Raw genomic sequence first — 21,584 nt, 5'->3', positions numbered from 1 at the left:
TCCGCGAACGTTCGCGGACTACTTCTTCTTCGACGAGAGGGCGTCGGCGCCGCCGACGATCTCGGAGATCTGCTGGGTGATCTCGGCCTGACGCGCGTTGTTCGCGAGCCGGGTGAACTCGTTGATGAGCGAGTCGGCGTTGTCGCTCGCGGACTTCATCGCCTTCTGGCGGGCGGCGTGCTCGGAGGCAGCCGACTGCAGCATGGCGTTGAAGATGCGGCTCTCGATGTAGACCGGGAGCAGCGCGTCGAGGACGGCGTCGGCGTCGGGCTCGAACTCGTACAGCGGCAGGGGCTCACCGTCGGACGGCTCCTCCACACCATCGACGACCTCGAGCGGGAGCAGGCGCACGACCTGCGGCTCCTGGGTCGCCAGGCTGATGAACCGGTTGAAGACGATGTGGATCTCGTCCACGCCGCCCTCCGCCGTGTCCTGGAGGAACTTCGAGACGACGGCGTCGCCGATCTCCTTGGCGGTCGAGAACTCCGGCTGGTCGGTCCCACCGATCCACTGCCGCTCGGACGGACGCTCGCGGAACGCGAAGTACCCGACCGACTTGCGGCCGACGAGGTAGAACACGACCTCCTTGCCCTCGCTGCGGAGCAAGGAGGCGAGCTCCTCGCCCTGCTTGAGGACGTTGGTGCTGAACGCGCCGTTCAGACCGCGGTCCGACGTGAACAGCACGACCGCGGCACGCGTCGACGACTCGGGCTCCGTGGTCAGCACGTGGTCGACGTTCGAGAACGTCGCCACGGCCGACACCGCCCGCGTCACGGCCCGCGAGTACGGGCCGGACGCGGCCATGCGAGCCTGCGCCTTCTGGATCCGCGACGCCGAGATCAGCTCCATCGCGCGAGTGACCTTCTTCGTGGTCTTCGCCGACTTGATGCGCTGTCGGTAGACCCGGACCTGTGCTGCCATCTAGCGACGACCCTTGACGATCTGCTCCTGGTCGACGTCCTCGGCGTCCGCCGCGTCGAACTGCTCCGAGCCGAGCGTCTTGCCGTCGCTCGTCTGGAAGCCCTTCTTGAACGCGTCGATCTCGCGGTCCATCGCGGCGACGGTGTCGTCGCTGAGCTGGTTGGTCTCGCGGAGCGTGGTGAGCACGTCGGAGTTGCGGCGCAGGTGCTCGAGCAGCTCGGCCTCGAAGCGGAGCACGTCGGGGACGGGCACCTCGTCGAGCTTGCCGTTCGTGCCGGCCCAGATGGAGACGACCTGCTCCTCGACCGGGTACGGCGAGTACTGCGGCTGCTTGAGGAGCTCGGTCAGGCGGGCACCGCGGTCGAGCTGACGACGCGACGCCTGGTCGAGGTCGGACGCGAACATCGCGAACGCCTCGAGCGAGCGGTACTGCGCGAGCTCGAGCTTGAGCGTGCCGGAGACCTTCTTGATCGACTTGACCTGTGCGTCACCACCCACGCGGGACACCGAGATGCCCACGTCGACGGCCGGACGCTGGTTCGCGTTGAACAGGTCCGACTGCAGGAAGATCTGGCCGTCGGTGATCGAGATCACGTTGGTCGGGATGTACGCCGAGACGTCGTTCGCCTTGGTCTCGATGATCGGGAGACCCGTCATCGAACCGGCGCCGAGGTCGTCGGACAGCTTCGCGCAACGCTCCAGCAGACGGGAGTGCAGGTAGAAGACGTCACCCGGGTAGGCCTCGCGGCCCGGCGGACGACGCAGGAGGAGCGACACCGCACGGTAGGCCTCGGCCTGCTTCGACAGGTCGTCGAAGATGATCAGGACGTGCTTGCCGCCGTACATCCAGTGCTGGCCGATGGCCGAACCGGTGTAGGGGGCGAGGTACTTGAAGCCGGCCGGGTCGGAGGCCGGGGCGGCGACGATGGTGGTGTACTCCATCGCACCGGCGTCCTCGAGCGCACCCTTGACGGAGGCGATCGTGGAGCCCTTCTGGCCGATCGCGACGTAGATGCAGCGGACCTGCTTGTCCTCGTCGCCCGACTCCCAGTTGGCCTTCTGGTTGATGATCGTGTCGATCGCGATGGCCGTCTTGCCGGTCTGGCGGTCGCCGATGATCAGCTGACGCTGACCGCGGCCGACGGGGATCATCGCGTCGATGGCCTTGATGCCGGTCTGGAGCGGCTCGTGGACCGACTTGCGGGACATGACGCCCGGAGCCTGGAGCTCGAGGGCACGGCGGCCCTCGGCCTGGATCTCGCCGAGACCGTCGATCGGGTTGCCGAGCGGGTCGACGACGCGACCGAGGAAGCCGTCGCCGACGGGGGCCGAGAGGACCTCGCCGGTGCGGGTGACTTCCTGGCCCTCTTCGATGCCGCCGAACTCGCCGAGCACGATGGCGCCGATCTCGTCCTCGTCGAGGTTCTGCGCGAGACCGAGGGTCCCGTCCTCGAAGCGGATGAGCTCGTTCGCCATGACGCCGGGGAGGCCCTCGACGTGCGCGATGCCGTCACCGGCGTCGGTGACGTGCCCGACCTCGGCCGTGGAGGCCTTCGTCGGCTCGTAGTTCGAGACGAAGTCCTTCAGGGCATCACGGATCTCATCGGGGCTGATGGTGATGTCTGCCATGGGATTTTCCTTGTTGGTTTCCGGGGCCCTTCGGCTCCGAGAGGGTGATGCTGCCCCGGCGAGGGACAGTTCCCGTTGTGGACTTGGAGGAGTCGGCTTCGACCGTACGCTCAGCCGGCCAGCTGGAGCCGGAGCTCCGACAGGCGCGTGGACACCGTGCCGTCGATGACGTCGCCACCGACCTGCACGCGGACCCCGCCGACGACCGCGGGGTCGACGACCTGGTTCACGCTGACGTCCTTGCCGTAGCGCTCCGCGATGCCGCGGGCGACCCGAGCCGCCTGGCCGTCGGAGAGCGGGGCGGCCGTGATGACCGTCGCGACGACCTTGCCGGCCTGGTCGGCCACGATGCGCGAGGCATCGCGGACGATCTCACCGATGCGGCGGCCACGGGGCTGCTGCACGAGGTGCTCCAGGATCGCGGTCGTCTGCGGCGAGACCTTGGCCCCGACGAGTCGCTGCACGAGCGCGCCCTTCTCCGACGGGCTGCCGAGCTTGGTGCCCAGCGCCAGCTCGAGCGCGGCGTCCGAACGGACGGCCGTCTCGAAGGAGAAGAGCTCGGCCTCGATCGACGTCTCCGACGACGCGGTGCCGGCGACGGCGCGGATGCCCGCGTCCTCGATGCCGGCGAGCAGGTCCTGCGGCGAGGACCAGCGCGAGCCGGCCACCGCGGTCAGGACCGCACGCGTTGCCTCGGACTGTCCGGCGAAGACCCGGTCGACGACCGACTTCTTGCCGACGACGTCCGCCGTGGGGTCGGCGAGCAGCCCGAGCAGCTGGGGCGCACCGGCGATCGCACGTCCGGCGGCGAGGATCTCGATGCCCGCGGCGAGGTCGACAGACCCGCCGAGGTCAGCGAGGACCGCTCGCGTGGACGAGAGTGCGGACCGGGTGGCGCTCCGCATGCTCAGCGCTCCCCGGGCGTCTGGCCCTGGGACGCCTCGAGGTCGGCGAGGAAGCGGTCGACGACCGCAGCCGACTTCTGGTCGTCCTTGAGGGACTCCCCGATCACACCGGACGCGAGGTCGAGGGCGAGGGTGCCCACCTCGCTCCGCAGCGACTGGAGCGCGCTCTGCCGCTCGGCCTCGATCTGCGCCTGGGCGTTGGCGGTGATGCGTGCTGCATCGGCCTGCGCCTGCTCGCGGACCTCGTTGCCGATCGCGGTCGCGTCGGCACGGGCCTGCTCACGGATGCGCGAGGCCTCGGCACGCGCGTCCGCGAGCTGCTTGTTGTACTCGTCGAGTGCAGCGGCGGCCTGCTCCTGAGCGGCCTCCGCCTTCTTGATGCCACCCTCGATGGCCTCGGTGCGCTCATCGAGCATCTTCGTGATGCGCGGCGTCACGACGCGCCACATCACGAGGAAGATGATGACGAAGGCCACCGCGGACCACACGATGTCGTACACCGGTGGGATCAGCGGATTGTGGGTCTCCTCCGCCGCGATGATGAGTGCAGTCTGCATCGAGAAGCCTTAGTTGGTGAAGATGAAGTACGTCGCGATACCGATGAAGGCCAGGGCCTCCGTGAAGGCGATACCGATGTACATGAGGGTCGTCAGACGGCCCTGGAGCTCCGGCTGGCGAGCGACGGACTCGATCGTCTTGCCGACGACGATGCCCACGCCGATGGCCGGACCGATCGCGGCGAGGCCGTAGCCAACCGTTGCGATGTTGCCGTTGATCTCCGCGAGAACGGTCGTTGCGTCCACGTGTTTTCCTTTCGAGTGCGGCCCGACGGATGTCGTGCCGTATGGGGGTCAGTAGGTCAGTGCTCGTCAGCCAGCGCGAGCTGGATGTACACAGCGGTCAGCAGCATGAAGACGTACGCCTGCAGCAGCGCGACGAGGATCTCGAAGAAGCTGAACGCGATGCCGAACGCCAGGGTCCCGACACCGAAGAGCTTGAAGAGGCTCTCGGCGTCGAAGAAGAAGAACCAGGTGGCCGAGAAGAAGAGCACCAGGAGGAGGTGACCCACGACCATGTTCATGAGGAGTCGCAGCGTCAGCGTCACCGGACGGAGCACGAAGGTCGAGACGAGCTCGATCGGCGTCACGATGATGTAGAGGTACCACGGCACGCCGGGCGGGAAGAGCGCGTTGCGGAGGAACGTGCCCGGGTGCTTGCGCAGACCCGCGTAGATGAACGCGACGTAGGCGACGATCGCGAGGATCATCGGCATCGCGATGCGGCTGGTACCGGCGATGTTCATGAACGGGATCAGACCCGTCAGGTTCATGAAGAGCACACCGAAGAAGATGGTGGCCAGGAGCGGCAGGAAGCGCTTGCCGTCCTTCTCACCGAGGTTGTCGAAGGTGTTGCGGCGGACGACGTCGAACGCGTACTCGATGAAGGCCTGTCCGCGGTTCGGGACCAGCTTCAGCGCGCGCGTCCCGACGAACGCGAAGACGAGCAGCACGGCCACCGCGAACAAGCGGATGAGGACGATGCGGTCCATCTCGATCGGGGTCCCGGCGAAGAAGATCGGGTCCGGGAAGAACTCGTTGATCGACGGACCATGGAATTCGGCGGCCTTGCTGCTCCCCGCCGCCACGGTGTTGGCCGCGGCGGTGAGGGACAGGGGAAGAGCGTGGGATAGCAGCGCTGTCTCCTGTGTCGGCGCGCGCACACACGGCACGCGATGGTGGACTTTGTGGAGGCTCGTCCGCTCCGAGCGAGGCTCCGGACGCGGACTTCGAGAAGCCTATCAGGTGCGAGAGGCTTCTCGGGCTCTCAGGGGCGGGGGGTGTCGTTCCCAGCGGTGGCGGAGCCGCCGGACGCGGATCCACCGTCGTCGCCGGGCAGGGAGACACCGATCGGGATGCGGGCCTTCGCGACCGCGACGACGTCGATCACGAGCGAGCCGACGACACCCACGATGATGACCACCGCCAGCACGGGGAAGTCCAGCCACGCACGGTCGCGCAGCGCGATGAGGACGACCAGGAAGAGCACGAACTTCAGGATCCAGGTCCCCATCACGATGCCGAAGAAGGCACCGGAGATCATCTGTCCCTTCGACACCCGCAGCGCCACCAGCACCGAGACCGCGGTGAGGCCGAGGAACACCACGCTGAGCACGGCGCCGAGCAGGCCCCCGAGGAGTCCGGGCGTCCCCGCGACGACGAGTCCGACGACTCCCCCGACGACGGCCAGGGCGACCGCGAGGACGCCCGCCCAGAGGAGGATCCGGCGGAACACCGGCCGGACGTGGTCGAGGGCGTTCGGTGCGGTCACGAGGGGTCTCCCGGGATGGTTCGGTCGTTGGCGGCGCGGTCGAGCGGATCGAGGCTGGCGTCGACGACGGTGTTCGAGCGGGTGGCCGCCTGCGCGGCGAACTCGGCGCGCTTCCGGCCGAGCGGGGCGAAGGTGGCGATCGCGCAGACCGTGAAGCCCACGGCGACGACGGTGACCACCCAGTACCACTCGACGAACAGGAACAGCAGGCATCCCACGGCCACGGTGGCGGTCCACGCGTAGAAGATCAGCACCGCGTGGAAGTGCGAGTGCCCCATGTCGAGCAGGCGGTGGTGCAGGTGCTTCCGGTCGGCCGAGAACGGCGACTTGCCCGCGCTGAGCCGCCGGGTGACGGCGAGCCCGAAGTCGAGGATCGGCACGATCAGGATCGCGAAGGGCAGCAGGATCGGGATGAACGCCGGCAGCAGGGCCTGGCGTGTCGAGATCACCGCGGGGTCGATGTTGCCGGTGACGGAGACGGCGCTCGTGGCCATCAGGAACCCGACGAGCAGCGCACCCGCGTCGCCCATGAAGAGCTTCGCCGGGTGCCAGTTGAGGACGAGGAAGCCGCAGCAGGCACCGACCAGGACCGCCGTGAGCAACGACGGCAGGTTGAAGAAGAACTCCGTCTGCACGACCACCCGGTTGATGAAGAACGTGTAGAGGAAGAACACCCCGCCGGCGATGATCGCGACGCCGGCGACCAGGCCGTCCAGTCCGTCGATGAAGTTCACCGCGTTCATCACGAGCACCACCGCGAGCACGGTGAAGATCAGGCTCATGTAGGACGACCCGACCCCGAGCGTGTTGCCGATCGGCAGGGACACGATCGCGACGCCCTGCCAGGCCAGGATGCCCGCGGCGATGATCTGCCCGGCGAGCTTCGTCATCCAGTCGAGGTCCCAGATGTCGTCCGCGACCCCGAGCACCACGATGATCGTGGCGCCCGCGAGCACCGCGATCACGCGCCCGGGCTCCGAGAAGACCAGTCGGAAGTAGTCGGTGCCCGCGATCGACGGGAACAGGAACCACGCCGCCAGCAGCGACACGATCACGCCGAGGTACATCGCGATCCCGCCGAGCCGCGGGGTGGGCGTGCGGTGCACGTCACGCTCGCGGACCTTCGGGTACCAGCCGTAGCGCAGACCGAGCTTCCAGACGGCCCAGCTGCAGACGAAGCTCACCACGGCCGCGATGGCCCCGGCGAGCAGGTAGTACTTCACGTGACGAGGTCGGCTCCGACGACCCGGACGATGTCCTCGTCGGCGATCACCCCGTGCCGGACGATGGTCAGCTTCCCGCCGGTCGACAGGCCGGTCGCGTCGACGATCGTCGACCCGGTCGAGGCCGCGAAGCCCTGGTGCACCGCGAGGGGCCCCCCGTCGAGGTAGACGGACACGCTGTCGCCGAGCATCGACTCGGCCTGGTCGACGTCCATCGCGGCCGGGTCGCCGGTCGAGTTCGCGGACGACACCGCGAGCGGCCCGACCTCCTGCAGCAGTTCGAGGGCGATGCGCGAGTCGGGCATGCGGAGCGCGACGGTCCCGCGGGTCTCCCCCAGGTCCCAGTCGAGCGACGGCTGCGCGCGCAGGATCACGGTCAGACCACCGGGCCAGAACTCGTCGACGAGGTCGCGCACCTGCTGCGGGATCTCGGTGGCCAGCGCCTCGAGCGTCGGCGGTCCGGGGATGAGCACCGGGGGCGGCGACTGGCGGGTGCGTCCCTTCGCGTCGAGCAGGCGCTGGACGGCGGTCGCGCTGAAGGCGTCCGCGGCGACGCCGTACACGGTGTCGGTCGGGACGACGACGAGTTCTCCCCGTCCGAGCGCGGCACGTGCGAGCCGCATCCCGGTCAGGAGCCCGTCGGGGTCGGTGCAGTCGTATCGGGAGGCCATGACTCGACGATGATAGTGCGCCACAATGGACGGCATCGTGAACGAGACGCCCGCGCCCCGACTCCTGTTCCTCTTCGACATGGACGACGTGCTCGTCCGCTACGACTGGCGGGTCCGCATGGCGGCCCTGGGCGAGTACACCGGACACTCCTTCGAGGAGCTCCGCCGACGCTGGTGGGACTGCGGCCACGAGTCCCGCGCCGAGGCGGGACACTTCGCCGACGGGGACGCCTACCTCGCCGCCTTCACCGAGGCGATGGGGTGCGCCGTGCCCGAGGACGATTGGGCCCGCATCCGCGGCGCGGCGATGACGGAACTGCCCGAGCGCGTCGAGGCGGTCCGGATCGCGTCGGAGCACGGGCGCGTCGGCCTGCTCACGAACAACGGTCCGCTCGCCGGCCGGTGGATCGGCCGCTGGGCGCCGTCGCTGCCCCCGCTCTTCGGCGACCACCTCGACACGACCAGCAACTTCGGGGCGCGCAAGCCCGAGCCCGAGGTGTTCGTCCGAGCCCTCGCCCACCACGGCGTCCCGGCCGCGCGCACGTTCTTCGCCGACGACATGCCGGTGAACGTCGAGGCGGCCCGCGGTGTCGGCATCCACGCGGTCCTGGTCGAGGAGCACACCGACCTGCGCGAGGCGGTGCTCGCCTTCGTCGCGGCCCAGGAGCGGGTCGCCACCGTCTGATCCGGCAGGCCGGCCGGGAGGCTCGGGGCCGCTCCGCCTAGCGGGTCGCGGTGGTCGTGCGGTCGCGTCCCGTCAGGTCGACGTGCGTCTCCGGGGACCGGAACCCCCGACGCGCGAGCACGTCGCGCACCCCGGTGCCCTGCTGCTCCGCGTGCTCGACGACGAGCAGCCCGCCCGGCACGAGGAGCCGCCAGGCCGTCTCGGTGAGCGCCCGGACGGCGTCGAGGCCGTCCGATCCCCCGTACAGCGCGAGCGCCGGGTCGTGGTCGCGGACCTCCGGGTCGACGGGCACCATGTCGTCGGGCACGTACGGCGGGTTCGACACCACGACCGACACCGTGCCGTCGAGCTCGGGGAGCGCGTCGGAGAGGTCACCCTCGACGAGCCGGACCGTGCCGCCGTGGTCATCGACGTTGCGGCGGGTCCAGGGCAGTGCCTCGGGAGACCGCTCCACCGCGTACACGACGGCGTTCGGCACCTCGGTGTCCATCGCGATGGCGATCGCACCACTGCCGGACCCCAGGTCGACCGCCACGGGCGACGGCACCGCGGTGGCCCGGAGCGCGTCGATGCCGAACTGCACGACGCCCTCGGTCTCGGGCCGGGGCACGAAGACGCCCGGTCCGACCGCGAGTGTCAGCGCGCGGAAGTGGGCCTGCCCGGTGATGTGCTGGAGCGGTTCACGCGTGACGCGGCGGGCGACCGCGTGGCGGAAGCGTTCGACGTGTCCCGGGGCGATCGCTCCCCCGGTCATCGCCCGCGCCTGCACCGCACCGCGGGAGGTGTCCGTCGCCCACGCGAGCAGCAGCTCGGCGTCCACGCGCGGCGTCGGGACGCCGGACGCGACGAGCGCCGCGGTCGCCTGCTCGAGCAGGCGATCCGCGGCGGACGGGACGGGCGGGACGGGGGCGACCAGTGCCTCCCGTCCGTCCGTGGGTCCGTCGGTCACGCGTCCTGGTCGCCGATGGCGGCCAGGCGTGCCTCTTCGTCCGCCTGGATGGCGGACCGGACGACGGGCTCGAGCGCACCGTTCATCACGCGGTCCAGGTCGTACGCCTTGTACCCGGTGCGGTGGTCCGCGATGCGGTTCTCCGGGAAGTTGTACGTGCGGATGCGCTCCGAACGGTCCATGCCGCGGATCTGCGACTTGCGCGCGTCCGAGGCGATGGCGTCGAGCTCCTCCTGCTGCCGGGCGAGGATGCGGGCACGCAGGACACGCATGCCGGCCTCGCGGTTCTGCAGCTGGGACTTCTCGTTCTGCATCGCCACCGTGATGCCCGTGGGCAGGTGGGTGATGCGGACCGCGGAGTCGGTGGTGTTGACGGACTGACCACCGGGGCCGGACGACCGGTAGACGTCGATCTTGAGGTCGTTCTGGTTGATCTGGACCTCCTCGGGCTCGTCCACCTCGGGGAAGACGAGCACGCCGGTGGTCGACGTGTGGATGCGTCCCTGCGACTCGGTGGCCGGCACGCGCTGCACGCGGTGTACACCGCCCTCGTACTTCAGGTGCGCCCAGACGCCCTGCGACGGATCGGTCGCGTTCGACTTGATCGCGACCTGGACGTCCTTGTAGCCGCCCAGGTCGGACTCGGTCCGCTCGAGGAGCTCCACCTTCCAGCCCTTGGACTCGGCGTAGTGCGAGTACATGCGCAGGAGGTCGGCGGCGAACAGCGCGGACTCCTCGCCGCCCTCGCCGCCCTTGATCTCCATGATGACGTCGCGGCCGTCGTCGGGGTCGCGCGGGATGAGCAACCGACGGAGGCGCTCCTGGCGCTCCGTCAGCTGCTCCTCGAGCGCGGGGACCTCGTCGGCGAACGACTCGTCCTCCCGGGCGAGCTCCTGGGCGGCGGCGAGGTCCTCCCCCGCCGCCTGCCAGGACTCGTACGCCGCCTTGATCTGGCTCAGCTCGGCGTACCGCCGGTTCACCTTCTTGGCACGGGCCGCATCGGCGTGGAGCGCGGGGTCCGACAGCTGCTGTGTCAGGTCCTCGTGTTCCGCCAGCAGCCCCGCTACCGACTCGAACACGCGTTACTCCTGGTGGCCGTCGTGGCGACCGCCGGTCGTGGGGACCGACTTCTGCACCTGGACCAGGAACTCGACGTTCGACTGCGTCTCCTTGAGGTTGCGGAGGACGACGTCGAGCGCCTGCTGCGGGTCGAGCCCGGCGAGGGCACGACGCAGACGCCACGTGATCTTGACCTCGTCGGCGGAGAGCAGCTGCTCCTCGCGGCGCGTGCCCGATGCGTTGATGTCGACGGCCGGGAAGATCCGCTTGTCGGCGAGGTGCCGGTTCAGGCGGAGCTCCATGTTGCCGGTGCCCTTGAACTCCTCGAAGATGACCTCGTCCATCTTGGAGCCGGTCTCGACGAGCGCGGTCGCGAGGATGGTCAGCGAGCCGCCGTCCTCGATGTTGCGCGCGGCGCCGAAGAAGCGCTTCGGCGGGTACAGCGCAGCGGAGTCGACGCCGCCGGACAGCACGCGGCCCGAGGCCGGCGTCGCCAGGTTGTAGGCGCGACCGAGGCGGGTGATCGAGTCGAGGAGCACGACCACGTCGTGGCCCAGCTCGACCAGGCGCTTCGCGCGCTCGATGGCGAGCTCGGCGACCGTGGTGTGGTCCTCGGCCGGACGGTCGAAGGTCGAGGCGATGACCTCGCCCTTCACCGAACGCTGCATGTCGGTGACCTCTTCGGGCCGCTCGTCCACGAGCACGACCATGAGGTGCGCCTCGGGGTTGTTCTTGGCGATCGCGTTCGCGATGGCCTGCAGCACGACGGTCTTGCCGGCCTTGGGCGGCGAGACGATGAGGCCGCGCTGACCCTTGCCGATCGGTGCGACGAGGTCGATGATGCGCGTGCTGAGCTTCGCCGGCTCGGTCTCGAGGCGGAGGCGCTCGTTCGGGTACAGCGGGGTCAGGTCGTGGAACTCGACGCGGGCTGCTGCCTCGTCCGCGGTCTGGCCGTTGACCGAGTCCACCTTGACGAGCGCGTTGTACTTCTGACGCGCCTGCTGCTCGTTGTCACGCGGCTGCTTGATGGCGCCGACGATCGCGTCGCCCTTGCGCAGGTGGTACTTCTTCACCTGGCCGAGGGACACGTAGACGTCGCTCGGGCCCGGCAGGTAGCCGGTCGTGCGGACGAAGGCGTAGTTGTCGAGGACGTCGAGGATGCCCGCGATCGGGATGAGGACGTCGTCCTCGGTGATCTCCGGCTCGAACTCGTCGTTCTGATTACCGCGGCCGCGCTTGCGGTCGCGCTGGCGACGACCGCGACCGGTCTCGGCCTCGTCGCCGTGCTGACCGTTCTGCTGCTGGCCGTTCTGCTGCTGGCCGTTCTGCTTCTGACCGTTCTGCTGCTGGCCGTTCTGCTTCTGCTGACCGTTCTGCTGGCGGTCGTCCTGCTTCGCGTCGCCGGACTTCTGCTCGTCCTGCTTGCCGCCCTGCTTCTGCTGCGGGGCGTCCTGCTGGCCGCCGTTCTGCTGGCCGCCGTTCTGCTGCTCGGTGCCCTCGGCGTTCTGCCCGCGCCCACGACCGCGACCACGGCTGCGACGACCGCGACGCGAGCCGCCCTCGCCCTGCTGGTCGGCCTGGTCGTCCTGCTCCGGGGCGGACGTGGGCTGCTCGGTCGAGGCGCTCGGCGTCTCGTGCCCGGCGTCCTGCTGCGTCTCGTCCTGCTGGGCCGGCTGTGCCGTGTCCTGGCCACCGCGACGGCCGCGACGACGGCCGGACTGCGCGGCCTCCTCGGCGTCCTTCTCGGCGCGGACCTGGTCGAGACCCGCGAGCAGGTCCTCGGTGCCGGTGTGGCCGTGGTTGGTGTGCTCGGCGGCCGAGGTCGGCGCGGCGCTCACCGTGCCGGCCGAGGATGCACGACGCGAACGGCGACCGCGGGGCTCGGCGACCTGCTCGGTCGACTGCTCGGGAGCCTGCTCCGTCGCCTGCTGTCCGGCGGCATCGTCGGCTGCCGGCGAGGTCGCCGGGGCGGCGAGGGTCGGCTGCTCGGTGGGGGCGTCCGGCTCGGCGGCCGCGGGCTGCGCCGCGGCGGGTGCCTCGGCAGCCGGGGCCTCCGCGGCAGGAGCGGCGTCGTCGGTCGCGGGACGCTTGTCCTCGATCGAGGCGATGAGGTCGCCCTTGCGGAGCTTCGAGAGCCCCGTGATGCCGAGCGAGGAGGCGATGCGCTGGAGCTCCGGCAGGCGGAGCGCGCGCAGGTCGCTGGGGATCTCCACCTGGGTGGAGTCGTTGACGTTCGTCAAGGTCGGTGTTTCCTTTCGAACCGCAGAACGCGGAGAGTTTCCACCGTCCCGGCGCATGGGTGCGCTGCGACCGCCGTTCAGACGACGGACCGGGATTCGGTGATCTGAAAGAGAGTGCCCCCGCGCACCGGACCCTGCGCCAGCGCCGACGGATCCGGTTCGGATCGGCCTGTGCGCCTACGCTGGATCGGCTTCGAGCGCCGAGTGCGGCACCACTGTAGCACCACCGAGGTCGACGGCCAGCATGAGCGCCCGCCAGTCGGACTGCGCGTGTCGCGCCACCAGGTCGGCCGCGGTCAGACGTTGCGACGGGTCGCTGCCCAGCACCAGCATGCTCGGACCCGCTCCGGACACCACCGCGGCGAGCCCGTGCTGCCGGAGCAGGCCGATCAGCGCGTCGGTCTCCGGCATCGCACTGGCGCGGTACGACTGGTGCAGCCGGTCCTCCGTCGCGGCGAGCAGGAGTTCCGGGCTCTGGATGAGGGCGGCGACGAGCAGCGCCGAGCGGGAGACGTTGAACGCGGCGTCCTCGTGCGGCACGCTCGCGGGCTGCAGGGACCGGGCGAGCTTCGTCGACAGCGTCGAGGTCGGCACGAAGACCACCGGCGAGACACCGCGGTGCACGAGCAGGCGCTTGACCGCCGGCCCCTCGGCCGTCATCCACGCGATCGTCAGGCCGCCGAACAGCGCCGGCGCGACGTTGTCGGGGTGGCCCTCCATCTCGGTCGCCAGGGTGAGGAGCGTCGACGCGTCGAGGTCGACGACCCCCTCGAGCAGGCCACGGGCCGCCATCAGACCGGCGACGATCGCCGCGGCGGACGACCCCATGCCGCGTCCGTGCGCGATCGCGTTCACGGCGTGCAGCTCGAGCCCGGGCTGTTCGACACCGGCGTGCTCGAGGCCACGGCGGACGGCCCGCACCACGAGGTTGGACTCGTCGGTGGCGACCTCACCGGCACCGACGCCCTCCACCGTCACGGTCGCGCCGGGCTCCGGGCGGACGCGCACGACGACCTCGTCGTAGACCGACAGCGCCAGGCCGAGCGAATCGAAGCCGGGCCCCAGGTTCGCGGAGGTGGCCGGGACCCGCACACGGACCGCCCGTCCGGCCGGTACAGCACTGCGGGCGGTCACGCCCTCCCCCGGACCGGACGAGCGGTCGACGCTCACGCGGAGCCGACCAGTCCGAGCACCTCGGCGACCGACTTCGTGTCGACCGGCACGCTCGTCGGGGCGACCTCGCCGCCGTCCTCGGTGCGGAGGGCCCACTGCGGGTCCTTCAGGCCGTGGCCCGTCACCGTGATGACGACCTTCGCGCCCTGCGGGATGACACCGGCGTCCGCACGCTCGAGCAGACCGGCGACACCGATCGCCGACGCGGGCTCGACGAAGACGCCGACCTCGGCGGACAGGATGCGGTGCGCGGCGAGGATCCCCTCGTCGGTGATCGCGCCGAAGTAGCCGTCGGTCTCGTCGCGCGCCTCGAGCGCGTACTGCCACGACGCCGGGTTGCCGATGCGGATGGCGGAGGCGATGGTGTCCGGGTGACGGACGACCTCGCCCGAGACGATGGGTGCGGAACCGGCTGCCTGGAATCCGAACATGCGGGGCATCCTCGTCGAGCGGCCCGCGGCGACGTCCTCGCGGTACCCGCGGGAGTACGCGGTGTAGTTGCCCGCGTTGCCGACCGGCAGGAAGTGGAAGTCCGGGGCGTCGCCGAGCACGTCGACGACCTCGAACGCGGCCGTCTTCTGGCCCTCGATGCGGTCGTTGTTGACCGAGTTGACCAGGTGCACCGGGTAGTTCGCGGCGAGGTCGCGCGCGATGTCGAGGCAGTCGTCGAAGTTGCCCTGCACCTGCAGCAGCTGTGCGTCGTGCGCGACGGCCTGGCTGAGCTTGCCCATCGCGATCTTGCCCTCGGGCACGAGCACCGCGGCGGTGATGCCCGCGTGGGTGGCGTACGCGGCGGCCGAGGCGCTGGTGTTGCCCGTCGAGGCGCAGATGACGGCCTTCGCGCCGTGCTCGACGGCCTTCGAGATCGCCATCGTCATGCCGCGGTCCTTGAACGACCCGGTCGGGTTCATGCCCTCGAACTTGACGTACACCTCGGCACCGGTGCGCTCGGAGAGGCGTCGGGCCGGGATGAGCGGCGTGCCGCCCTCGCCGAGGGTCACGACGGGCGTCGCCTCGGTGACGTCGAGACGGTCGGCGTACTCGCGCAGGACTCCCTGCCACTGGTGGGCCATCAGGCTCTCCTTGTTCGGTGTTGTGCAGTCGGGGACGGACGGTGCGGGGGCTAGGCCCCGACCACCCGCAGGACGCTGGTGATCTCGACGACGACGTCCTCGTTCCGGAGGGCGACGACCGTGGCGGCCAGGTCGGACTCGCGGGCGAGGTGCGTGCCGATGACGAGGGTCGCGGTACCCGCGGTGCCGTCGCCGGGTTCGGTCGCGGCGGACTGCTCGACCGTCTCGACGCTGACGCCGTGCGCCGCGAGCACGCCGGCGACGGTCGACAGCACGCCGGGGGCGTCGGCCACGTGCAGCGTGATCTGGTAACGGGTCCGGACGGTGCCGATCGGGAAGACGGGCAGGGCCGACTGGGTCGACTCCGCGATGCCCGGGCCGCCGATCACGTGCCGACGAGCGGCCGACACCAGGTCGCCGAGCACGGCCGACGCGGTCTCGACGCCACCCGCACCGGCGCCGTAGAACATGAGGTCACCGGCGGCCTCGGCCTCGACGAACACGGCGTTCTTCGCCCCGTGCACGCTCGCGAGCGGGTGCGACTCCGGGACGAGCGCCGGGTAGACCCGCGCGCTGACGCCCTCGACGCCGTCCTCGTCGGTGAGGCGCTCGGCGGTCGCGAGGATCTTCACGACGTAGCCGGCCTTGCGTGCGGCGCGGACCTGCTCGATCGTGACCGAGGTGATCCCCTCGCGGTGCACGGCGGCGAGCGGCACCGAGGTGTGGAACGCGAGCGAGGCCAGGATCGCGGCCTTCTGCGCGGCGTCGTAGCCCTCGACGTCGGCGGTCGGGTCGGCCTCGGCGTACCCGAGCTCCGTCGCGGTCGCCAGGGCGGCCTCGAAGGTCGAGCCCTCGCGGTCCATCAGGTCGAGGATGAAGTTCGTCGTGCCGTTGACGATGCCCATGATCCGCTCGATGCGGTCGCCCGCGAGCGAGTCGTGCAGCGGTCGGATGATCGGGATCGCCCCGGCCACCGCGGCCTCGTAGTACAGCTGTGCACCGACTTGCTCGGCCGCGGCGAAGAGCTCCGGCCCGTGCGTGGCGAGGAGCGCCTTGTTGCCCGTGACGACGTCCGCGCCGGACTGCAGCGCCTCGAGCACCAGGGTGCGCGCCGGCTCGATGCCGCCGATCAGCTCGACCACGATGTCCGCGCCGAGGATGAGCGACTGCGCGTCGGTCGTGAAGAGCTCCTTCGGCAGGTCCACGTCACGGGGTGCGTCGAGGTCCCGTACCGCGATGCCGACGAGCTCGAGCCCGGCACCGGCACGCGAGGCCAGCTCGTCGCCGTGCTCGAGGAGCAGGCGCGCCACCTGGGAACCGACGGAGCCGGCTCCGAGCAGCGCGACGCGGACGTTGCGGTATTCGATCATGTGGTGCGCATTCCTGTGGGGCGGGCGGCAGCCCGGTCGGTCGGGGTCAGCGGCGTCAGCCGGCGACGACCCCCGTGTCGCGGGCGAGCAGGTCGTCGATCGACTCGCCACGGACGAGGATACGGGCTGTGCCGTCCGCGACCGCGACGACCGGCGGACGGCCGACGTGGTTGTAGTTGCTCGCGAGCGACCAGCAGTAGGCGCCGGTCGCCGCGACGGCGAGCAGGTCGCCCCGGTGCACGTCGCCCGGCAGGTACTCGTCGTTCACCACGATGTCACCCGACTCGCAGTGCTTCCCGACCACGCGCGTCAGGACCGCCGGGGCGTCCGAGCTGCGGGCGAGCCGGGCCGTGTAGTCGGCGCCGTACAGCGCGGGCCGGGCGTTGTCGCTCATGCCGCCGTCGACCGACACGTACGTCCGCGTCGCCGAGGAGCCGTCCTCGGACTCCAGCGTCACGGGCTTGATCGTGCCGACGCGGTACAGCGTCGTGCCGGCCGGGCCGACGATGTACCGACCCGGCTCGACGGCGATCTCCGGTACGGGGATGCCCCGCTCCGTGCAGGCGTCGGCGACGATCGTCGCGAGGGCGTCGGCGACGTCCTCGGGCGCAAACGCCTCGTCCGCCTCGGTGTAGTCGATCCCCCAGCCGCCGCCGAGGTTGAGCTCCGGTACCGGGCCGGACGCCACCAGCTCGGCGTGCACGTCCATCAGCCGCCGCGCGGCCTCGCGGAAGCCGGACTCGTCGAAGATCTGCGAGCCGATGTGCGAGTGCAGCCCGACGAACGCGAGCGACGGCTCGGCCCGGACCGCGGCTGCGGCGTCGACGGCCTCGGACAGGGGGATGCCGAACTTCTGGTCCTCGCGCGCGGTGGCGAGGTACTCGTGCGTCGAGGCGTGCACCCCGCTGTTGATCCGGATGCGCACGCGCTGGACCGTGCCCGCGTCGGCGGCCGCACGCGCGACGCGGCCGATCTCCTCGTGGCTGTCGAGCACGATCGTGCCGAGACCGACCTCGACGGCACGGGCGATCTCGGCGTCCGACTTGTCGTTGCCGTGGAAGCCGAGCAGCGCCGGGTCCGCACCCCCGGCCAGCGCGACCGCGAGCTCGCCGGCGGTGCAGACGTCGAGCCGGAGCCCGGCCTCGGTCATCCACGCGGCGACCTGGGTCGTGAGGAACGCCTTCGCGGCGTAGTAGACGTGCGCCCGCGTGCCGATCCGGGCGAAGGCCTCGGTGAACGCCGTCCGGACCAGGGCTGCGCGGGCCTGGACGTCGCGTTCGTCGACGACGTAGAGCGGGGAACCGAACCGGGCGACCAGGTCCGACGCCGTGATGCCGCCGACCGCGAGCTCGCCGTCGTCCGTCCGCGTCGCGGAGGCCGGCCAGATCCGCGCGGTCAGCGCGGAGGCGTCGGCGGGGAACCGCAGCCGCGGCGGGGCAAGGGGGTTGGCGCTCACGGGACCCGATCCTACCGAGCCGGGGCGGGCCTCCAGGCCGGTGTTACGCCCACCGTCCACGGGCCCGACGCACGGGCGTCAGCCGCAGCTGCCGACCGTGCGGAGGCCCTGCTCGGTGAGCGGCAGCGTGTCCGCGGTGACCCGGACGGTGGCCTGCTCGGCGGAGACGTCCACGGACCGGACACGGAGCTGCTCCGGGAGGAACTGCGCCGTGCAGACCTGCACCGGGACGCCCGTGACGCCCGGGATGCTGTCGACCCGCAGGCCGAGCGCGGAGTTCGTGATGCGGACGCTCTGCGGGGTGATGGTGACGCCGCGGCCGTCCTGCTGCGCGACCACGTCGCCGGTGGCGGCGTAGCTGATGTCGTAGCCGAGCACCGCGGTCGACCCGGAGAGCTCGACGCCGTCGTCGACGAGCCGGAGCCGTTCGAACAGCGGGCTGTACTTCGCCAGGTCCTTCACGCTCGTCGCGGCGAGGGTCACGTGGCCGTCGACGTCGTGGACGTCGCCCTTGCCGTCGACCGGGACGTCGCGTGCGGTGACGTCGGCGGCGAGCGGGACACCGTCGACGGTCAGGCGGTCCGAGGTGATGTCGACGCGGTCGAGCGTGCCGGCGAGCAGCTGCGGGAGGACGATGCCCTCGGCGTGCGCGGTGACCTCGCCGGTGGCGCCCTCCGGCAGGGACTGCTCGACCTGGTCCGCGATGATCCGGTCGACGACGCCCCGCAGGACGAACTCGGCGACGACCACCAGCGCGGCGAGCACGAGCACCAGGACGACGAGCACGACGGGCCAGCGACGGCGCTTCCGGGAGGGCGCGGTGGCGGAGGACATCGTCCCACCCTGCCAGGTGCTCCCCGTGGCCGGCCTGGAGGCGCGGTGTGCGCCCGGTGGGCGCGCTGCGGGCGGCGGGGGCTGCGGCGCGACGGCGGGGCGCGTTGCGGGCGGCGGGGGCTGCGGCGCGACGGCGGGGCGCGTTGAGGGCGGCGGGGCGCGGCGCGACGTGCCCGCGAACAACCGGAAGCACGTCGCGCCACGTGATCACGTGGCGCGACGTGCTTCCGGTTGTGCTGACGCGCGCCGGGCGCGCCGGCGCGCCGCAGCAGCTACATGCGCTCGGGCGCGCTCACACCGACCAGGCCCAGGCCGTTCCGGACGACCTGCCCGGTGGCGTCGTTCAGCCAGAGTCGGGTGCGGTGCAGGTCCGACACGGCCTCGTCGCCGAGCGGCGTCACGCGGCAGGAGTCGTACCAGCGGTGGTACAGCCCGGCGAGCTGCTCGATGTACCGCGCGATGCGGTGCGGCTCGCGGAGCTCGGCGGCCTGACGCACCACGCGCGGGTACTCGGCGAGGGCGCCGAGGAGCGCGCTCTCCGTCTCGTGCGTGAGCAGGGACGCGTCGAACGCCGAGCGGTCGACGCCCGAGGCCGCAGCGTTGCGGGCGACCGACTGCGTGCGGGCGTGGGCGTACTGCACGTAGAAGACCGGGTTGTCGTTGGTCCGCTTCGTGAGCAGGTCGAGGTCGATGTCGATCGAGGTGTCGCTCGCGAACCGCACGAGGGCGTAGCGACCGGCGTCGACACCGACCGCCTCGACGAGGTCCTCCATCGACACGATCGTGCCGTTGCGCTTCGACATGCGGAAGGGCTGGCCGTCCTTGAGCAGGTTCACCATCTGGCCGATGAGGATCTCGAGGTTCTTGCCGGGCTCGTCACCGAACGCCGCGCACATCGCCATCATGCGGCCGACGTAGCCGTGGTGGTCCGCGCCGAGCATGATCAGGTTCCGCTCGAACCCGCGCTCGCGCTTGTCGAGGTAGTACGCCAGGTCGCCCGCGATGTACGCCGGCTGCCCGTCCGACTTGATCACGACGCGGTCGCGGTCGTCGCCGAAGTCGGTCGTCCGGAGCCAGAGCGCCCCCTCGGCCTCGTACATCTTGCCGAGGGACTGCAGCCGCTCGATGGCGCGCTCGACGGCCTTCGACTCGTGCAGCGAGTTCTCGTGGAAGTAGACGTCGAAGTCGACGCCGAAGTCGTGCAGCGAGGACTTGATGTCGGCGAACATGAACTCGACGCCCTCGCGGCGGAAGAGCTCCTGGGCCTCGTCGCGCGGCAGGTCGCGGACGTCGGTGCCTGCGGGCAGCGTGGCGATGACGCGCGCCGCGATCTCGCCGATGTACGCACCGCCGTAGCCGTCCTCCGGCGTGGGCTCCCCCAGCGCCGACGCGACGAGCGACCGGGCGAACCGGTCGATCTGCGCACCGTGGTCGTTGAAGTAGTACTCGCGTGTGACGAGTCCGCCCTGCGCCTCGAACACGCGGGCCAACGAGTCACCGACGGCGGCCCAGCGGACACCGCCCATGTGGATCGGACCGGTCGGGTTCGCGGACACGAACTCGAGGTCGATCGACACGCCCTCGTACAGGTCGCCGTGCCCGAACGCGACGCCCCGGTCGACGATCGTGCGGGCGATCTCTCCGGCGGCGGCGGCCTCGAGCGTGATGTTGATGAAGCCGGGGCCGGCGACGTCGACGGACGCGACGCCGTCGAGCTCGGTCAGCTCGCCGGCGATCTCGGTCGCGAGCTCACGCGGGTTCGTGCCGAGGCGCTTCGCGAGCTGCATGGCCGCGTTCGAGGCCCAGTCGCCGTGCGCACGGTTCTTCGGCCGCTCGAGGGCCACGTGGGACTCCCCGATCGTCACGGTGTCGGACGCACCTCGTCGCTCGACGATCCCGGTCAGGATCGACAGGTACGCGGCGGAGAGTTCGGCAGGAGTCACGAGGGTCGAGTCTACCGGGACGCCCAGGTGCCTCGCGGGCCGGTGCCGGACGCCGTGCAGCATCATGGCTGGATGACCTCCCGCAGCCGTGCCCGGGCGATCACCGTCGCCCTGCTCTCCGTGTCCGCCGCCGTCCTCCTGGCCGGGTGCACGGGCGGGTCCGGCGACGCAGCTCCGAGCGCGAGTCCCACCCCGATCGGCACCGCCGTCCGGCAGACGTGCGCCGAGCTGCTCCCCACGAGCACCCTCGCGGTCTACGGGAAGACCTTCGAGCAGGACACGTCGTGGACGCCGGCGAAGGGCACGCCGGCCGCGACGATCGCGCGCCAGCGTGGGCGGGTCTGCCACCTCGTCGCCACCGACGACCCCTCGACCACGATCACGCTCGCCGTGGCGCACCTGCCTGAGAAGTCGCTCACGACCCTGAAGGACGCCCTCTACGAGCGCGGCGGCTCCGTGCCGACCTACCGCGTCGAGGGGTACTACGCGCTCGACGACGGCGTCGGCCGCGCGGACGCCTTCCCCGACCCCTACTGGATCACCACCGAGTCGACGCTCTACACCGAGCCGGGCGGAGCGCAGCCCGTCGTGGACGCGGTGCGCGCGGTGCTGCAGCCGTCCGCGTCGGCCAGCCCGGCGGGCTGACGCCACCACCGGTCGGACGGGAGGCGCGGTGCGGGCCGGTGCCGCGCCTCCCGTCCGGCGGTCGCCGCGACACGGACGCGACACGCGCTGTCGGGACCGGCTCGCGGGACCTGCTACGGTTGGTCTCACCCACGAGCCCCCATAGCTCAGGGGATAGAGCACTGCCCTCCGGAGGCAGGGGCGGAGGTTCGAATCCTCCTGGGGGCACAGTCACATTCCCGCGCAAGCGGACGTTCTCGCTTCGCTCGATCGGCCGCGCGCGATGTCGCCTGCGGCGACCGTCACCCGTGGTCTCGTCCGACACATCAGGCTCGGTCTGCGTCGCGCGATGTCGCCTTCGGCGACCGTCCCCCGTGGTTGCGTCCCCCACGTCGGGCTCGATCGGCCGCGCGCGATGTCGCCTGCGGCGACCGTCACCCGAGGTCGCGTCCGACGAATCTGGCTCGGTCGGCCGCCAGGCTGCCGGCCACTCCTCGTTCG

The 21,584-nt window shown here is 71.0% G+C and carries 20 protein-coding genes and 1 tRNA gene; 3 read left to right on the top strand and 18 right to left on the bottom strand.

What is annotated here, in order from left to right:
- Window positions 1–18: 18 nt before the first annotated feature.
- From ACIPEQ_RS00905 to ACIPEQ_RS00865, 9 genes are all read right to left on the bottom strand, one after another.
- Window positions 19–921 carry a F0F1 ATP synthase subunit gamma gene (locus ACIPEQ_RS00905; protein WP_126891409.1) on the bottom strand — a complete coding sequence of 301 codons (903 nt, stop codon included), beginning with the start codon at window positions 919–921 and terminating at the stop codon, window positions 19–21.
- The gene (gene atpA / locus ACIPEQ_RS00900) at window positions 922–2,550 is read right to left on the bottom strand and encodes a F0F1 ATP synthase subunit alpha (RefSeq protein WP_402713505.1); all 1,629 of its coding nucleotides are present in this window, start codon (window positions 2,548–2,550) and stop codon (window positions 922–924) included.
- A 110-nt stretch (window positions 2,551–2,660) separates the two neighbouring features.
- On the bottom strand, window positions 2,661–3,455 hold the full coding sequence (locus tag ACIPEQ_RS00895; RefSeq protein WP_402713503.1) for a F0F1 ATP synthase subunit delta: 795 nt from the start codon (window positions 3,453–3,455) through the stop codon (window positions 2,661–2,663).
- A gap of 2 nt (window positions 3,456–3,457) precedes the next feature.
- Window positions 3,458–4,012 (bottom strand): F0F1 ATP synthase subunit B, encoded by a 555-nt coding sequence (locus tag ACIPEQ_RS00890; protein WP_402713502.1) that lies wholly within the window; start codon window positions 4,010–4,012, stop codon window positions 3,458–3,460.
- A gap of 9 nt (window positions 4,013–4,021) precedes the next feature.
- Window positions 4,022–4,258 (bottom strand): ATP synthase F0 subunit C, encoded by a 237-nt coding sequence (gene atpE / locus ACIPEQ_RS00885; protein ID WP_027465781.1) that lies wholly within the window; start codon window positions 4,256–4,258, stop codon window positions 4,022–4,024.
- 56 nt (window positions 4,259–4,314) lie between these two features.
- The gene (gene atpB, locus ACIPEQ_RS00880) at window positions 4,315–5,100 is read right to left on the bottom strand and encodes a F0F1 ATP synthase subunit A (RefSeq protein ID WP_111226179.1); all 786 of its coding nucleotides are present in this window, start codon (window positions 5,098–5,100) and stop codon (window positions 4,315–4,317) included.
- Between the two features lie 179 nt (window positions 5,101–5,279).
- The gene (locus ACIPEQ_RS00875; RefSeq protein WP_402713500.1) at window positions 5,280–5,783 is read right to left on the bottom strand and encodes a hypothetical protein; all 504 of its coding nucleotides are present in this window, start codon (window positions 5,781–5,783) and stop codon (window positions 5,280–5,282) included.
- Window positions 5,780–7,006, bottom strand: a complete 1,227-nt coding sequence (locus tag ACIPEQ_RS00870) for an MraY family glycosyltransferase (protein ID WP_126891404.1) — start codon at window positions 7,004–7,006, stop codon at window positions 5,780–5,782. The genes ACIPEQ_RS00875 and ACIPEQ_RS00870 overlap by 4 nt, the downstream gene beginning before the upstream one ends.
- Entirely contained in the window at window positions 7,003–7,677 is a 675-nt protein-coding gene (locus ACIPEQ_RS00865; protein ID WP_354026393.1) for an L-threonylcarbamoyladenylate synthase, read from the bottom strand. The genes ACIPEQ_RS00870 and ACIPEQ_RS00865 overlap by 4 nt, the downstream gene beginning before the upstream one ends.
- A 25-nt stretch (window positions 7,678–7,702) precedes the next feature.
- Here ACIPEQ_RS00865 and ACIPEQ_RS00860 point away from each other — a divergent pair, with 25 nt between their 5' ends.
- Window positions 7,703–8,362: an HAD family hydrolase gene (locus tag ACIPEQ_RS00860; RefSeq protein WP_402713497.1), complete on the top strand. Its 660-nt coding sequence runs from the start codon at window positions 7,703–7,705 to the stop codon at window positions 8,360–8,362.
- A gap of 37 nt (window positions 8,363–8,399) precedes the next feature.
- Here the strand turns inward: ACIPEQ_RS00860 and prmC are convergent, their stop codons facing one another.
- The 9 genes from prmC to argS all read right to left on the bottom strand — a co-directional run bounded on the left by prmC (window position 8,400) and on the right by argS (window position 20,459).
- Window positions 8,400–9,278: a peptide chain release factor N(5)-glutamine methyltransferase gene (gene prmC, locus ACIPEQ_RS00855; RefSeq protein ID WP_402714193.1), complete on the bottom strand. Its 879-nt coding sequence runs from the start codon at window positions 9,276–9,278 to the stop codon at window positions 8,400–8,402.
- A 29-nt stretch (window positions 9,279–9,307) separates the two neighbouring features.
- Complete coding sequence (gene prfA / locus ACIPEQ_RS00850; RefSeq protein ID WP_250367202.1) at window positions 9,308–10,390, bottom strand: peptide chain release factor 1; 1,083 nt, start codon at window positions 10,388–10,390, stop codon at window positions 9,308–9,310.
- A gap of 3 nt (window positions 10,391–10,393) precedes the next feature.
- Complete coding sequence (gene rho / locus ACIPEQ_RS00845; RefSeq protein WP_402713495.1) at window positions 10,394–12,667, bottom strand: transcription termination factor Rho; 2,274 nt, start codon at window positions 12,665–12,667, stop codon at window positions 10,394–10,396.
- Between the two features lie 120 nt (window positions 12,668–12,787).
- The gene (gene thrB / locus ACIPEQ_RS00840; RefSeq protein WP_402714192.1) at window positions 12,788–13,744 is read right to left on the bottom strand and encodes a homoserine kinase; all 957 of its coding nucleotides are present in this window, start codon (window positions 13,742–13,744) and stop codon (window positions 12,788–12,790) included.
- Between the two features lie 32 nt (window positions 13,745–13,776).
- Window positions 13,777–14,856: a threonine synthase gene (gene thrC, locus ACIPEQ_RS00835; protein ID WP_402713493.1), complete on the bottom strand. Its 1,080-nt coding sequence runs from the start codon at window positions 14,854–14,856 to the stop codon at window positions 13,777–13,779.
- A 50-nt stretch (window positions 14,857–14,906) separates the two neighbouring features.
- Window positions 14,907–16,226 (bottom strand): homoserine dehydrogenase, encoded by a 1,320-nt coding sequence (locus ACIPEQ_RS00830; RefSeq protein WP_402713491.1) that lies wholly within the window; start codon window positions 16,224–16,226, stop codon window positions 14,907–14,909.
- A 55-nt stretch (window positions 16,227–16,281) separates the two neighbouring features.
- A complete protein-coding gene (gene lysA, locus ACIPEQ_RS00825) occupies window positions 16,282–17,682 on the bottom strand; it encodes a diaminopimelate decarboxylase (RefSeq protein ID WP_402713490.1) in 1,401 nt (466 codons plus the stop codon).
- 78 nt (window positions 17,683–17,760) lie between these two features.
- The gene (locus ACIPEQ_RS00820; protein ID WP_402713488.1) at window positions 17,761–18,516 is read right to left on the bottom strand and encodes an LmeA family phospholipid-binding protein; all 756 of its coding nucleotides are present in this window, start codon (window positions 18,514–18,516) and stop codon (window positions 17,761–17,763) included.
- Between the two features lie 272 nt (window positions 18,517–18,788).
- On the bottom strand, window positions 18,789–20,459 hold the full coding sequence (gene argS / locus ACIPEQ_RS00815) for an arginine--tRNA ligase (RefSeq protein WP_402713486.1): 1,671 nt from the start codon (window positions 20,457–20,459) through the stop codon (window positions 18,789–18,791).
- 72 nt (window positions 20,460–20,531) lie between these two features.
- On the opposite strand from argS, the gene ACIPEQ_RS00810 reads away from it, so the two are divergent.
- Together ACIPEQ_RS00810 and ACIPEQ_RS00805 are read left to right on the top strand one after the other, a co-directional pair.
- Entirely contained in the window at window positions 20,532–21,104 is a 573-nt protein-coding gene (locus tag ACIPEQ_RS00810) for a hypothetical protein (RefSeq protein ID WP_402713485.1), read from the top strand.
- A 135-nt stretch (window positions 21,105–21,239) separates the two neighbouring features.
- Window positions 21,240–21,311, top strand: a tRNA-Arg gene (locus ACIPEQ_RS00805).
- The last annotated feature ends 273 nt before the right edge of the window (window positions 21,312–21,584 follow it).

The organism is Curtobacterium sp. NPDC087080 (genome assembly GCF_044745105.1).
GTDB lineage: Bacteria > Actinomycetota > Actinomycetes > Actinomycetales > Microbacteriaceae > Curtobacterium.
Note: the sequence above shows the minus strand (reverse complement) of the source record. Positions and strands in the feature narration are given on the sequence as shown.

Bases quoted from the DNA above. Each gene is read 5' to 3' on its own strand.
- ACIPEQ_RS00905 (WP_126891409.1), bottom strand. From the start codon at position 921: ATGGCAGCACAGGTCCGGGTCTACCGACAGCGCATCAAGTCGGCGAAG.
- atpA (WP_402713505.1), bottom strand. From the start codon at position 2,550: ATGGCAGACATCACCATCAGCCCCGATGAGATCCGTGATGCCCTGAAG.
- ACIPEQ_RS00895 (WP_402713503.1), bottom strand. From the start codon at position 3,455: ATGCGGAGCGCCACCCGGTCCGCACTCTCGTCCACGCGAGCGGTCCTC.
- ACIPEQ_RS00890 (WP_402713502.1), bottom strand. From the start codon at position 4,012: ATGCAGACTGCACTCATCATCGCGGCGGAGGAGACCCACAATCCGCTG.
- ACIPEQ_RS00865 (WP_354026393.1), bottom strand. From the start codon at position 7,677: ATGGCCTCCCGATACGACTGCACCGACCCCGACGGGCTCCTGACCGGG.
- ACIPEQ_RS00860 (WP_402713497.1), top strand. From the start codon at position 7,703: ATGGACGGCATCGTGAACGAGACGCCCGCGCCCCGACTCCTGTTCCTC.
- rho (WP_402713495.1), bottom strand. From the start codon at position 12,667: ATGCGCCGGGACGGTGGAAACTCTCCGCGTTCTGCGGTTCGAAAGGAA.
- thrC (WP_402713493.1), bottom strand. From the start codon at position 14,856: ATGGCCCACCAGTGGCAGGGAGTCCTGCGCGAGTACGCCGACCGTCTC.
- ACIPEQ_RS00830 (WP_402713491.1), bottom strand. From the start codon at position 16,226: ATGATCGAATACCGCAACGTCCGCGTCGCGCTGCTCGGAGCCGGCTCC.
- ACIPEQ_RS00820 (WP_402713488.1), bottom strand. From the start codon at position 18,516: ATGTCCTCCGCCACCGCGCCCTCCCGGAAGCGCCGTCGCTGGCCCGTC.
- ACIPEQ_RS00810 (WP_402713485.1), top strand. From the start codon at position 20,532: ATGACCTCCCGCAGCCGTGCCCGGGCGATCACCGTCGCCCTGCTCTCC.